This is a genomic window from Kitasatospora sp. NPDC034023, from assembly GCF_055575795.1.
Window position 1 is genome coordinate 357,233 of the sequence record NZ_JBVIRY010000004.1, and the last position, 13,262, is coordinate 370,494.

Consider the following 13,262-nt stretch of genomic DNA (forward strand, 5'->3'; position numbering starts at 1 on the left):
CACCAGGGTGCCGGAGACGATACGCATACGAGTCTTGGGATCCACGGTCAACGAGCGTACCTCCGCCCCACGCCCGGACGGAGCGGAGGTCCCGGTAGCTCCGCTCAGCCCGACGCTAGCTCCAGTCCGCCAGGGCCCAGGAACCCAGCGACTCGTAGTGCGCCAAGCCGCCGTCCGGGTCGCTGTTCATCAGGTGCAGCTCGGTGGCCTCCCACTCCGGCCCCCGGTAGTCCGCCAGCGCCGCCGCCAGGCCGTCCAGCTCGGCCGCCGCGAGCCGCTGGACGGCCCGCCGGTGGCCGCGGTGGGAGCCGGCCCGGGCGAGGGTGAGGTGCGGGTGGAAGACGAAGGTGTCGGCCGTCTCCCCGACCGCCTCGGCGGTGACCTCGGCGACGGCCTCGGCCAGCCGGCGCAGCGCCCAGGTCTGGCCCTCGACGCCGGCCCAGAGCACCCGGTCGCCGAACCGCCCGGCGCCGGCGATCCGCAGCCGGTGGACCTCGTGCACCTCGGCCACCGCCGCCAGGCCCGCCGCCAGCTCGGGCAGCCGCTCGGCCGGCACCGCGCCGAGGAAGGCCAGGGTCAGGTGCCAGCCCTCGACGGTGGTCCAGCGCAGCCGGTCCGCCCCGGGCAGCCCGCGCACCGGCACGACCGCGTCGGAGAGCCCCTGCAGCGCCTCGACCGGGGGGAGCACCGCCACGAACAGCCTCATGGACCCATCTTCCCGCGGTCGGCCTTTCGGTGTAGAAACGTTTTTCATGAAGATCCGCACCGGGGGGCCCGCGGACGTCCCCGACATCCTGTCCCTACTCGACGGCGCCGTCTCCTGGCTGGCGGCCGACGACCGCACCGGCCAGTGGGGCGACCAGCCCTTCAGCACCAACCCGGCCCGCGTCGACCAGGTCACCTCGTACGCCTCCGAGCCCTTCCTGATCCGCCTCGCCGTGGACGAGGACGGCCGCACGGTCGGCTGCTGCGTGCTTAACGAGGACCGCGGCAAGTGGATCCCGGCCGTGGACGAGCCCGAGCTGTACGTCCGGCTGCTGGTCACCGACCGCAGCCGCAAGGGCTCGGGCATCGGCTCCGCGCTGATCGCCGACGCGGTCGAGGAGACCCGTCAGCGCGGCATCGGCCTGCTGCGGGTGGACTGCTACGCCGGGAACGACCGCAAGCTGGTCGGCCGGTACCGGGCGCTCGGCTTCACCGAGACCGAGAGCTTCGAGGTCGAGCAGCCGAGCGGCGTCTGGCCCGGCCAGGTCCTCGCCATCCGGCTCTGACGCCACGAACCCCCCGAGGCGAACCCTCGGGGGGCTGACATATCTGACGGATCGTCAGCAGGCGGCGGCCAGTTCCGACTTGCGCGTCGGAGCGGTCCGCGGCACGACGGCCACGACCCGGCCGCCGCGGCCCGGGTGCAGGTCGAAGCGCACCCGCAGGTCCGCGCCGCGGGCCAGCACCAGGCCGACCGCACCGGCCGCCAGCGCGGACACCAGTCCGCAGGCCAGCAGGCCGAGCCGGGGCCCGTACGAGGCGGTCACCCAGCCGACGATCGGGGCACCGATCGGCGTGCCGCCGGTGAAGACCAGCACCAGCAGGCCCATCACCCGGCCGCGCATCTCGGGGTCGGTGGCCAGCTGCAGCATGGAGTTGACCGAGGTGTTGAAGCTCAGCCCGAACACCCCGATCAGCATCAGCAGCAGCGCGAAGGTCCAGTAGTCGGGCGCGAAGGCGGCGACCACCTCGAGCGTGCCGAAGGCCAGCGCCGCGCCGACCAGCCGGCGCAGCCTCGGCGCGCCCCGGCGGGCGGCGAGCAGCGCGCCGGCCAGCGAGCCGACCGCCATCGCGGTGTTCAGCAGGCCGTACTGGCCGGCGCCCACCTTGAAGGTGTCGTACGCGAAGCCGGAGAGCAGGGTCGGGAAGTTGAAGCCGAAGGTCCCGATGAATCCGGCCAGCACCATCGGAAAGAGCAGTTCGGGCCGCTCCTTCACGTACCGCAGACCCTCCCGCAGCTGCCCCTTCTCGCGGGCGATCCGCGCGGTCGGGCGCAGTTCGCTCTCCCGCATGGCCAGCAGTCCGCCGATCACGGCCGCGAAGGACAGCGCGTTGACGGCGAAGGCCCAGCCGCTGCCGACCGCGGCGATCAGCAGGCCCGCGACGGCGGGGCCGACCAGGCGGGCGGTCTGGAAGTTGGCGGCGTTCAGGCTGACGGCGTTGGCGAGGTCCTTGGGTCCGACCATCTCGGAGACGAAGGCCTGCCGGGTCGGGTTGTCGACCACGGTGACCAGGCCGAGCAGCAGCGCGAACGCGTACACGTAGTACGGCGTCACCACACCGCCGATGGTCAGCACGGCGAGGCCCGCGGCCAGCAGGCCCATCGCGCCCTGGGTGTAGATCAGCAGCCGGCGCTTGGGCATCCGGTCGGCGAGCACGCCGCCGAAGAGGCCGAGCAGCAGCATCGGCAGGAACTGCATGGCGGTGGTGATGCCGACCGCGAGCGGGCTGCCGGTGAGGCTCAGTACCAGCCAGTCCTGGGCGATCCGCTGCATCCAGGTACCGGTGTTGGACACCACCTGGCCGGCGAAGTAGTAGCGGTAGTTGCGAACGCGCAGGGAGGAGAACATCCCCCCGGGCCGGGTGAAACGGGCGCCTGTGGGAGATGAGGCCGCGTGGCTGCGGCCGGGAGCGGCGGGGTCGTCCGCCGCGGTGCGTTCGTCGGGGTCGTCGTCGCCGCTGCCCGGCAGCCCCGTGGGGGCGGGTGCCTGGGTGTCGGCGGCCGCGGTGTTGGCCGCGGCGGGGTCGTTGGTCGGGTCGTCGGTACGGATGGCGGCGGCGCTGGCTGCGGCCGGCGGTGTCACGGTGCTCTCCCCTCGCAGCGCGACGGCCATGGCGGTGGCCGTCGCGCTCCTGGTGTCGGTGGTCGGTCCTGCGGTGATGCGGGCTCCTTTGTCTCCCGGCGGCCGGCCGGGTTCGGTGTGCCTCAGAGGTGTGCGAGCTTGTAGAGCACGGGCGCGGCCTCCCGGAGGACGGCCCATTCCTCCTCGTCGAGCCCTTGGGCGAGCTCGGCGAGCCAGACGTTTCGGCGCCGACGACTCTCCGCGAGGATCGTCTCGGCCTGCTCGGTGCTGCTGACGACCACCTGTCGGCGGTCCTCGGGGTGCGGCTCCCGCCGCACCAGCCCCTTCTCCTCCAGCATCGCGACGATCCTGGTCATCGAAGGAGGCTGCACGTGCTCCTTCCGGGCGAGCTCACCCGGCGTCGCCTTTCCGCACCGGGCGAGGGTGCCCAGCACCCCCATCTCGGTGGGACTGAGCGACTCCTCCACCCGCTGGTGTTTGAGTCGTCGGGAGAGGCGCATCGTGGACGATCGCAGCTGATTGACGGCTGCGAGGTCCTGCTCGGACATCTCGGGCATCTCTTTAGACTACGTCATTACTCTCGCTAAAGAAAATCGGCGTCCCGCCGCGCCGGAGCATCCGCCCGGTGCCATATTGGTGATGGGTGATCGTTCCCGACTCCCGGAAGGGCCGACCAGACATGTCCGACCTCGCCGCTGAGCAGTCCGCCGAACAGTCCACGCCGAACGACGGCGGGTTCGCCAGGCTCGCCATGGTCACCATCGACTGCGCCGACCCGGTCGCGCTGGCGTCGTTCTACGGCGAACTGCTGGGGTGGGAGACCCGGCACGTGGACGAACACTTCGCGATCCTGGACAACCCGGAGGGTGGCAGCCCGCTGGGCTTCGGGCGGGTGAAGGGGTACCAGCCGGAGCCGTGGACGGAGCCGGACGGGAGCAAGCACTTCCACCTCGACTTCTACGTGGACGACCTGGAGGAGTCCACCGCGAAGGCCCTCGCGCTCGGCGCGACCCAGCCCGCGTACCAGCACGGGCGCACGCTCAAGGTGCTGATCGACCCGGCCGGCCACCCGTTCGGGCTAGCGCCCTTGGAGTAAGGCACGAACGGGCCCGGGGAGCGTGCGCAGGCGGTGTCAGGGCTTGGTGCCAAGATCATGCAGGAGCGGTAAAGGTCCATCCTGACCTGGGATTTCACCAAAAGCACGAACATTGTGCGACCGGCGGGTAGTGGCTACTCTCCCCCGTTGTCAGGGGCACCACACGCCAGGCTCCCCCCGGCGGACCCCGTTCCGTTTCCGTGCCCGTTTCCGCACGCTTCCCGACCGCCCCGGTCGACCGCGTCCGCCCGAGCCCTGGCGCCCTCAACCCCTCGTCCAGGGAGCTCAATTGGGTGAGATCCATCATGCCGACCACGGCTGGGTGACGCCGGCGGTCTCGTACTTCGTCGCCTGCCTCGGCGCCTTCGTGGCGCTGCGCGGCGCCCGCTGGGCACTCGTCTCCAAGGGCCGCAGCCGGGCCGTCTGGCTGCTCTTCGCGTCCACCTCGCTCGGGGCCGGCATCTGGTCCATGCACTTCATCGCGATGCTCGGCTTCTCGGTGACCGGCGTCGAGATCACCTACCAGCCCGGGCTGACCGTGATCAGCCTGCTGGTCGCCGTCGCCTTCGTCGGCGTCGGGCTCTTCACCGTCGGGTACTGGCGCAAGCACCCGGCGCTGGCGCTCATGGTCGGCGGGCTGACCACCGGCCTCGGGGTCGCCGCGATGCACTACATGGGCATGGCCGCGATGGTCCTGCCCGGCCGGCTCGGCTACGACCACACGACGGTGGCGCTTTCGGTCGCCATCGCCGTCTTCGCGGCCACGGCCGCGCTCTGGGCCGCGCTGAACATCCGGGGCACGATCGCCGTACTGGCGGCGGCGCCGGTGATGGGCGTGGCGGTCTGCGCGATGCACTACACGGGCATGGCGGCGCTGTCGGTCCGGGTGGACCTCTCGCACTCCACCCAGGGCGGCGTGATGGCGCTGCAGTTCATCTTCCCGCTCGGGGTCGGACTCGGCTGCTACGTGTTCTTCGGTTCACTGGCCTTCGCCGTCTCCCCGAGCCGCCCCGACTCGCAGCCCCTGCTGGCCGGACCGGCCGCCCCGCTGCCCCCGCGGGCACCCCGGCCGCCCCGGCCGCCCCGCGTCCCGCAGCAGCGGCTGGGCGGGGCCGGCGTCCGGCGCTGAGCGGGCCGACAGACACAGAACGGGAGACACAGAGCGACGCCCGGCCGGGGTGGGGGACCCGGCCGGGCGTCGCCGTGTGTCGGCCCGCCGGCCCCTTACGCGGGCCGCCCGAGCAGCCCGGTCAGGTGCTCCGGCGTGGCCACCGGGCAGACCTTGTGCACGAAGTCCCGCCGCAGCCCGTGGTACGGCTCGTCGGTCCGGTAGAAGTTGGCGTGCATCCGCCGCAGTTCCTCCGCCCGGTACTCGGCCAGCGGCTTCGCCTCCTCGTCGGCGGCGCGGCGGCGCTTCTTGTCCACCAGCCGCCCGGTGAGCTCGGGCGAGCCGGCGATCCCGGCCGCCTCCCGGGCCACCCAGCGGCGGAACTCCGCCGCGTCCCCGCCGGACGTCCGGTCCACCAGGCCGATCCGGCGGGCGTGTTCGGCCCCGACCGGCAGCGCCTCGGTGGTGAGCCGCTCGGCCTGCTCGGCACCGACCCGGTTCGGCAGGGTGTACGTCCAGTACTCGGAGCCGTACAGGCCCATCAGGCGGTAGTGCGGGTTGAGCACCGCCGAGTCGCGGCACCACACCTCGTCGGCGGCGAGCGCCATCATCAGCCCGCCGGCCGCCGCGTTCCCGGCGAGGGCCGCGACGGTGACCTTGTCCGTCGTGGTCAGGACGGCCTCGACGAAGTCGTCCATCGCGTTGATGTTCTCCCAGGACTCCAGCGCCGGGAAGGCCGCGCCCTCGATGACGTTGAGCTGGATCCCGTTGGAGTAGAAGTCCCGGGGAGCGCCGAGCACCAGCACCGAGGTGGGCCGGGCGGCCGCCTCCCGGTAGGCGGCCAGCAGCCGACGGCACTGCTCGGTGCTCATCGCCCCGCCCGGGTAGGCGAATTCGAGGTAGCCGACGTCGCCCTCCTCCCGGTAGCGCAGCTCCGACCAGGTGTCGCGACGGGCGGCCGCCGCCGGGCGCACCGGCACCTCGCGGACCCGGTACAGCTCGTCGGCGAGGACCGTCGCGGCGGGCAGCTTGAAGGTGGCCGGCCCGCCGGGGGTGCGGCGCGGGCGCAGCTGCGGGATCCACACCGCGCCGTCCACGGTGGCCCGGCAGATCGCGCCGTCCCTGGTGGCCAGCACGGCGCCGGGCACCGGGCCGCGCAGCTCGTCCTCGGGGTGGGCGCCGTGCAGGAAGAACTCGCGCCCGTACAGCTCGTCCAGCACGCCGGGCTGGGAGTCGGCGGCGCGCAGCTTGCGCAGCACGGTGGCGGTGTCGTCCTGCTCCCAGTCGATCCGGCGCGCCTCCTGGCGCAGGAAGGGCCGCAGCTCGCCGTGGACGTCGGGTCGGCCGTAGTCCAGCGGCTCGGGGGTGAACAGGCCGCCCTCGTAGCGCTGGACGGCCAGCAGGACGGCCTCCACGGCGGCGTCGGCGACCTCGCCCCGGTACAGCTCGCTCTTGCCGCAGTCGGGGACGGGGAACTCGACGGACGCCCAGATGTCACCGGCGTCCATCTCCTCGACGGCCTGCAGCACCGTGACGCCCCAGCGCTCCGCGCCCTCGGTGATCGCCCAGTCCAGCGAGGAGGGGCCGCGGTCGCCGGTGGGCCCGGGGTGCACGATCAGGACGGTCCGGCTGGACCAGATGTCCTGCGGGACGGCCTTGGTCAGCATCGGGCAGATGATCAGCTCGGGGTCGGTCCGGGCCACCCCCGCCCGCATCTGCTCGTCCCCGAGGGCGAGCTGGACGGCGACCTGGTGGCCGCGCTCGCGCAGCTCGGCATGGACGCGCTGGGTCAGGCTGTTGAACGCACTGGCGATCAGGAGAATGCGCAAGGGGGGCCTCCGGCGGTACAGGGGTCGCGCGGAGGTGATGAAACCAGGGCATGGACACGTAACGATTACGGTCCGTACCTCGGCGCTCTACCCTCACGTACCCCGCACACCTGTGGTCCCGGCGTGCTCCCCCTTCGCCCGATCTCCCCAGCTGTTTCCCAGAGTTGGTCTAGCGCGGAGCGCCCCCGGCCCAGTGCGGAACGCCCCGCCCTACCGCGGGAACGCCCGCCGGGCCCGCCAGGTGGTGTGCTCGCGGGAGACCGCGTCCTCCGCCTCGGCGGCCAGCCGGGCCCAGCGCGCCTCGGCGTCCGGCGCCCTGACGTCCAGGTCGGAGAGCTGGTTGCCGACGTTCTCCAGCTCGCGCGCGGCCAACTGGTAGGCGGCGGCCAGCGGGCGGAGCTGCTTGAGCTGCGTCCAGGCGATGATCGCCGCGGCCGCGGCCGAGCTGGCGCCGAAGATGTGCACCTGCAGCGCACCGGTGGCCTGGGCGATGGCGGCCGCCGCGCCGAGGATGATCAGCACCGCGATGCCGAGCCCCCAGGAGACCGCCTGCGACTCGCAGGCGTCCGCCCGGGAGCGGTACCAGGTGCGCTGCCCCTCGACCCGGGTGCGCAGGTAGAGGGTGCGCCGGGCGGTCAGGCTGTCGGCACGCAGCCGCCGCATCTCCGGGGTGATCTCGGCGACGGTGTCGGGCGGCACGATCGCCGGGTCCTCGAAGGCCCGCATCACGTCCTCGACCTGCAGCAGGTAGCCCCGGTCCACGTCCGGGGACTGCCCCTCGCCGTCGAACGGGCTGGCCCGGACGGTGTACTTCCAGGCCAGTGTCTTGACCGACTCGGCCGCCGCCCGCGCCTCGTACCAGCGGCCCTGCGGGTTGCTGCGGCGCAGCCGGGACCAGAAGTAGCCGGCCAGCAGGAAGGCGGCCACCGAGAACAGCGGCCAGGGGTCGAAGTCGCCCTTGTGGTCCGGGCCGGGGAACGACCCGATCAGCGCGGCGACCACCAGCATCGCGATCAGGCCTCGGTACCAGCGCAGCGTCTCGCGCTGGCCGTCCAGCGAGGCCTTGTCCGCCGTCCGGAACAGCTCCGGCAGCAGCTGTGCCTCGACGCCCCCGGGCGGATCCTGTTGCACCATCGGTCGAGTCCCCTCCCCCTTCTCCGTCCAGCCAGTATTCCCACCGTCAACTGGCCTACACGGGCGCCTTTTTGACAGCTTCCGACAGTGGCTGATTGCCCGACCATCCGGTAACCGATAGAAACGGTTACATGCCGCTGCACTGGAAGCTCGTCATCGACTGCGCCGACCCGCACCGCCAGGCCGCCTTCTGGGCCGCCGCCCTGGAGTACACCCGGGAGGACCACGGCCCGCTGGTCACCCGCCTGCTTCAGGCCGGCGCGGTCGGCCCCGACGCCACCACCGAGGTGGACGGCCACCCCGCCTGGCGCACCCTGGCCGCCGTCCGCCACCCCGAGGACCCGTTCGACCCGGCCTCGGACACCGGCCTCGGCCGTCGCATCCTCTTCCAGGCCGTCCCCGAGCCCAAGCGGGCCAAGAACCGACTGCACCTCGACGTCCACCCCGCCCCGGGCGAGCGCGCCGCCACCGTCACCCGCCTCGAAGCCCTCGGCGCCACCGTCCTGCGGGAGGTCAAGGAGCCGGGCGGCGAGTGGACCACCATGGCCGACCCCGAGGGCAACGAGTTCGACGTCCAGTGACACCACGGGGTCCGGTGACACCACGGCCGGTGACACTTCGGAGCACGGTGGCACTTCGGAAACGCCGCGGCCCCGCCCTCCCGCACGGGGGAGGACGGGGCCGCGGCGGCGCCGTACGGCGTCAGAGCAGGCCGAAGGCCGGCATCAGGTAGTAGAAGGCGAACACCGCCGCCACCGCGTACAGCGGGGCCGGCACGCCGCGGCCGCGGCCGGCGGCCACGCGCAGGACGCAGAAGGCGATGAAGCCGAAGCCGATGCCGTTGGTGATGCTGTAGGTGAACGGCATCATCACGATGGTCAGGAAGGCCGGGATCGCGATCGTGTAGTCGGCCCAGTCGATCTCCTTGATCGAGTTGGCCAGGATCAGGAAGCCGACCGTGACCAGGGCCGGGGTGGCGGCCTGGGCGGGGACCATGGTGGCGAGCGGGGTGAGGAAGAGCGCCACGACGAAGAGCAGGCCGGTGACGATCGAGGCGAAGCCGGTCCGGGCACCCTCGCCGACGCCGGCGGTGGACTCCACGAAGCAGGTGTTGGCGGAGGAGGAGGTGGCGCCGCCGAGCGCGGTGGCGATGCCGTCGACCATCAGGACCTTGTTGATGCCGGGCAGGTCGCCCTTCTCGTCCAGCAGGTGGGCCTCGTCGGCCACGCCGAGGATGGTGCCCATCGCGTCGAAGAAGCACGACATCAGCACGGTGAAGACGAACAGCACGCCGGTCAGCACGCCGACCTTCTCGAAGCCGCCGAACAGGCTGACCTTGCCGACCAGCCCGAAGTCCGGCGCGGCCACCGGGTTGCCCGGCCAGGCCGGGACGGTCAGGCCCCACTTGAGCGCCGGGATGTCGACGACCTTGTCGAGCACCACGGCGAGCGCGGTGGAGGCCACGATGCTGATCAGGATCGCGCCGGGCACCTTGCGGATGACCAGGATCAGGGTGAGCAGCAGGCCGACGACGAAGACCAGCACCGGGAAGCCGAGCAGGTGCCCGTTGCCACCGAGCTGCAGCGGGACGGTGGTGTGCGCGGCGTCCGGGACGCGGCTGACGAAGCCGGAGTCGACCAGGCCGACCAGGCTGATGAACAGGCCGATGCCGATCGCGATGGCCTTGCGCAGGCCGAGCGGGACCGCGTTCATGACCCGCTCGCGCAGGCCGGTGGCGACCAGCAGCATGATCGCGAGGCCGGCCAGCACGACCATGCCCATGGCGTCCGGCCAGGTCATCTTCGGGGCGAGCTGGAGCGCCACGATGGTGTTGACGCCGAGGCCGGCGGCCAGGCCGATCGGGACGTTGCCGATCACACCCATCAGCAGGGTGGTGAGACCCGCGGTGAGGGCGGTGGCGGTGACCAGCTGGGCGCTGTCCAGGTGGGCCCCGGTCATGTCCGTGGCGCTCGCCAGGATGATCGGGTTCAGCACCAGGATGTACGCCATGGTGAAGAAGGTGGCGACGCCGCCGCGGATCTCGCGCGGCAGGGTGGAGCCGCGCTCGCTGATCCGGAAGTAGCGGTCGACGGCGCCGGTGGGGGGCTTGGGCGCGGCGTCGGCGGGTTCGGGCGACTCGGTGGTCGGCTGGACCACAGGCATGCGTGCGTCCTCTGTGGGGGAGCTGAGGAGAGGGGGTCGACACCCGAGGCGACGGCGGCTCGGCGTCAGACCTTTAAGTATGGTTTCCCCATCGCACACGCGCTATCTTCGCGCGTAGAGCCCGCGGCAGGCCCACAGGCCGCCCGCGCGGCCCCCGCCTGGCCCGTGCGCGGCGGCTGCGCGACGACGACCGGCCCCCACCGCACCGTACGCTAGGCCCCATGCCGAAGACGCCGCTGCACCCCTCGCCCCCTCCGCTGGAGGCCAACGACGTCGCCATCGTCGGCGGCGGCACGGTGGTGTGGTTCGTCGCCTTCCTCGCCCTGCTCCCCTTCCAGGGCACGCTCTCCGAACACGGCCACGGCACCTGGCCGTGGATCTGCCTCTCCGGCGGCCTGCTCGGCCTGATCGGCCTCTGGTACTGCCGCGCCCGGCGCGACGCGATCGCCCGCAGCCGCGCCGCCGAGGCGGCCGGACGCATGACGGACGGCGACGGTCAGGACCCGGCCACCCGGTCGGACTGAATAGCCCTTTAGTAGCACGCATCGGACATAAGGCACCCGTAGAGTCGGTGCCATGACGCAGCCTGCCCAGCCAGCGGAAGAGCGGCCGACCGACGGGGACCGTCCCGACGGAGCCCACCCCCTCGGGCTGCTGCCCGGGCGGCGCGGCGGACTGACCGTCGCCGAGGTGGCCGAGCGGGTCGCGCAGGGACAGGTCAACGACGTCCCGGTCCGGTCCAGCCGCTCCACCAGGGAAATCGTCCGGGCCAACGTCTTCACCCGCTTCAACGCGATCATCGGCGTGATGTTCGGGATCATCCTGATCGTCGGACCGATCCAGGACGGCCTGTTCGGCCTGGTCATCGTCGCCAACACGGCGATCGGCATCATCCAGGAGCTGCGCGCCAAGAAGACCCTGGACAGCCTGGCCCTGATCGGCGAGGCCCGCCCGCAGGTCCGCCGGGACGGCGCCGTCCAGCAGATCGGCGTCTCCGAGATCGTCCTCGACGACACCGTGCTGCTCGGCATCGGCGACAAGGTGATCGTGGACGGCGAGGTCACCGAGGCGGACGGCCTGGAGATCGACGAGTCGCTGCTCACCGGCGAACCCGACCCCGTCCTCAAGCAGCCCGGCGACCAGGTGATGTCCGGCAGCTTCGTGGTGGCCGGCGCGGGCGCGTTCACCGCCACCAAGGTCGGCCGCGAGGCCTACGCCGCGCAGCTCGCCGAGGAGGCCAGCAAGTTCACCCTGGTGAAGTCGGAGCTGCGCAGCGGCATCGACAGCATCCTGCGGTTCATCACCTACCTGCTGTTCCCCACCGCGATCGGCCTGATCATCAGCCAGCTGGCCGTCGAGGGCCGGGACTGGCGCGAGGCCGTGCGGCGGATGGTGGCCGGCATCGTCCCGATGGTCCCCGAGGGCCTGGTGCTGCTGACCTCGGTGGCCTTCGCGATCGGCGTGATCCGGCTCGGCCGCAAGCAGTGCCTGGTCCAGGAGCTGCCGGCGATCGAGGGCCTGGCCCGGGTCGACACCGTCTGCCTGGACAAGACCGGCACCCTCACCGAGGGCGGCATGGACGTGATCGACCTGCGGGTGCTCTCCGACGGGGAGCCCGCCGCCGTCGACGCCGAGACCGTCCGGCGCGCGCTCGCCGTGATGGCCGGCGCCGACCCCCGCCCCAACCCGTCCATGCAGGCCGTCATCGACGCGTACGGGCGCGGCGACGGCGGTGACGACGCCTCGGACGGTCCTTCCGGCGGATCCTCGGGCCGCGACGGCTGGCGGGTGATCGAGGCGATGCCCTTCTCCTCCGCCCGCAAGTGGAGCGGCGTGCAGCTGCTGGAGCCGCAGGGCGGCGAGGCCAGCTGGCTGCTCGGCGCCCCCGACGTGCTGCTGCCCGCCGGGCACCCGGCGCTGGCCGAGGTGGACGAGCTGGGCGCGCGGGGCCTGCGGGTGCTGCTGCTGGGCCGGACGCCCGTCCCGCTGGACTCCCCCGACCCGGCGGCCGACCTCACCCCGCTCGCCCTGGTGGTGCTGCAGCAGCGGCTGCGCGGCGACGCCGCCGAAACCCTGCGGTACTTCGAGGGCCAGCGGGTCCGGGCCAAGGTCATCTCGGGCGACGCGGCGGTCTCGGTCGGCGCGGTGGCCGGCCACCTGGGCCTGCCCGGCGCCGACCAGCCGCTGGACGCCCGCACCCTGCCCACCGACCCCGAGCAGCTCGCCGAGACCGCCGACCGGACCAGCGTCTTCGGCCGGGTCACCCCGCAGCAGAAGCGCCTGCTGGTCGGGGCGCTGCAGTCCCGCGGCCACACCGTGGCGATGACCGGCGACGGCGTCAACGACGTGCTGGCGCTCAAGGACGCCGACATCGGCGTGGCGATGGGCACCGGCTCCGACGCCACCAAGGCGGTCGCCCAGATCGTGCTGCTCGACGACTCCTTCGCGACCCTGCCGTCGGTGGTCGCCGAGGGCCGCCGGGTGATCGGCAACATCGAGCGGGTCGCGTCGCTCTTCCTGGTGAAGACGGTCTACTCGGTGCTGCTGGCGCTGCTGGTGATCTTCACCCACTCGCCGTACCCGTTCCTGCCCCGGCACTCCACCGTGCTGTCCTCCCTGACCATCGGCGTGCCGGCCTTCTTCCTCGCGCTCGCCCCCAACAACGAGCGGGCCCGCACCGGCTTCGTGAAACGCGTGCTGCGGCTCGCCATCCCCGGCGGCGTCATCGCCGGGACGGGCACCTTCGTCGCCTACGCGCTCGCCCGCGCCGACCACGCGACCGACCTCAAGGCCGACACCAGCGTGGCCACCCTGACGCTCTTCCTGATCGCCATCTGGGTCCTCGCCATCGTCGCCCGCCCGTACTCCTGGTGGCGGCTGCTGCTGATCGGCACGATGTGCGGCGCGTTCGCCCTGGTGCTGCTAATCCCCCCGCTGAAGGAGTTCTTCCAGCTCTCCCTGGTCGGCATCCGCGACCCGCTGCTGGGCGTCGCCATCGCGGTGGTCTGCGGCATCCTCCTGGAGCTCGTCTGGCGCTTCATGAAGCGCCGCGGCCTGGAGTGAGCCCGCCGCACCCGCCGATC

12 protein-coding genes are annotated in these 13,262 nt (G+C 72.5%); 6 read left to right on the plus strand and 6 right to left on the minus strand.

Annotated features, from left to right (window positions below; translation table 11 throughout):
- Positions 1-115: 115 nt before the first annotated feature.
- Positions 116-706: an RNA 2',3'-cyclic phosphodiesterase gene (gene thpR, locus ACZ52R_RS08735; protein WP_465753217.1), complete on the minus strand. Its 591-nt coding sequence runs from the start codon at positions 704-706 to the stop codon at positions 116-118.
- A gap of 46 nt (positions 707-752) precedes the next feature.
- On the opposite strand from thpR, the gene ACZ52R_RS08740 reads away from it, so the two are divergent.
- The gene (locus tag ACZ52R_RS08740; protein ID WP_465753218.1) at positions 753-1,271 is read left to right on the plus strand and encodes a GNAT family N-acetyltransferase; all 519 of its coding nucleotides are present in this window, start codon (positions 753-755) and stop codon (positions 1,269-1,271) included.
- Between the two features lie 54 nt (positions 1,272-1,325).
- Here ACZ52R_RS08740 and ACZ52R_RS08745 read toward each other — a convergent pair whose 3' ends face one another.
- Both ACZ52R_RS08745 and ACZ52R_RS08750 read right to left on the minus strand, forming a co-directional pair.
- Complete coding sequence (locus ACZ52R_RS08745; RefSeq protein WP_396287940.1) at positions 1,326-3,026, minus strand: MFS transporter; 1,701 nt, start codon at positions 3,024-3,026, stop codon at positions 1,326-1,328.
- Entirely contained in the window at positions 2,972-3,406 is a 435-nt protein-coding gene (locus ACZ52R_RS08750) for a MarR family winged helix-turn-helix transcriptional regulator (protein WP_030057117.1), read from the minus strand. Before ACZ52R_RS08750 ends, ACZ52R_RS08745 begins: the two co-directional genes overlap by 55 nt.
- Before the next feature lie 122 nt (positions 3,407-3,528).
- On the opposite strand from ACZ52R_RS08750, the gene ACZ52R_RS08755 reads away from it, so the two are divergent.
- Entirely contained in the window at positions 3,529-3,945 is a 417-nt protein-coding gene (locus ACZ52R_RS08755; RefSeq protein WP_465753219.1) for a VOC family protein, read from the plus strand.
- Positions 3,946-4,234: 289 nt separating this feature from the next.
- Entirely contained in the window at positions 4,235-5,074 is an 840-nt protein-coding gene (locus ACZ52R_RS08760) for an MHYT domain-containing protein (RefSeq protein WP_465664669.1), read from the plus strand.
- A 95-nt stretch (positions 5,075-5,169) separates the two neighbouring features.
- Here the strand turns inward: ACZ52R_RS08760 and ACZ52R_RS08765 are convergent, their stop codons facing one another.
- Together ACZ52R_RS08765 and ACZ52R_RS08770 are read right to left on the minus strand one after the other, a co-directional pair.
- Positions 5,170-6,882: a hydrogenase maturation protein gene (locus tag ACZ52R_RS08765; RefSeq protein WP_465664668.1), complete on the minus strand. Its 1,713-nt coding sequence runs from the start codon at positions 6,880-6,882 to the stop codon at positions 5,170-5,172.
- Positions 6,883-7,092: 210 nt separating this feature from the next.
- On the minus strand, positions 7,093-8,016 hold the full coding sequence (locus ACZ52R_RS08770; protein ID WP_360494682.1) for a DUF4231 domain-containing protein: 924 nt from the start codon (positions 8,014-8,016) through the stop codon (positions 7,093-7,095).
- 131 nt (positions 8,017-8,147) lie between these two features.
- Here ACZ52R_RS08770 and ACZ52R_RS08775 point away from each other — a divergent pair, with 131 nt between their 5' ends.
- Positions 8,148-8,597: a VOC family protein gene (locus tag ACZ52R_RS08775; protein ID WP_360494685.1), complete on the plus strand. Its 450-nt coding sequence runs from the start codon at positions 8,148-8,150 to the stop codon at positions 8,595-8,597.
- 121 nt (positions 8,598-8,718) lie between these two features.
- Here the strand turns inward: ACZ52R_RS08775 and ACZ52R_RS08780 are convergent, their stop codons facing one another.
- Positions 8,719-10,179 (minus strand): NCS2 family permease, encoded by a 1,461-nt coding sequence (locus tag ACZ52R_RS08780; protein ID WP_465616434.1) that lies wholly within the window; start codon positions 10,177-10,179, stop codon positions 8,719-8,721.
- A 221-nt stretch (positions 10,180-10,400) separates the two neighbouring features.
- On the opposite strand from ACZ52R_RS08780, the gene ACZ52R_RS08785 reads away from it, so the two are divergent.
- Together ACZ52R_RS08785 and ACZ52R_RS08790 are read left to right on the plus strand one after the other, a co-directional pair.
- Complete coding sequence (locus ACZ52R_RS08785; RefSeq protein ID WP_360494690.1) at positions 10,401-10,703, plus strand: DUF2530 domain-containing protein; 303 nt, start codon at positions 10,401-10,403, stop codon at positions 10,701-10,703.
- Positions 10,704-10,755: 52 nt separating this feature from the next.
- Positions 10,756-13,242 carry an HAD-IC family P-type ATPase gene (locus tag ACZ52R_RS08790; RefSeq protein ID WP_465753220.1) on the plus strand — a complete coding sequence of 829 codons (2,487 nt, stop codon included), beginning with the start codon at positions 10,756-10,758 and terminating at the stop codon, positions 13,240-13,242.
- Positions 13,243-13,262: the final 20 nt, after the last annotated feature.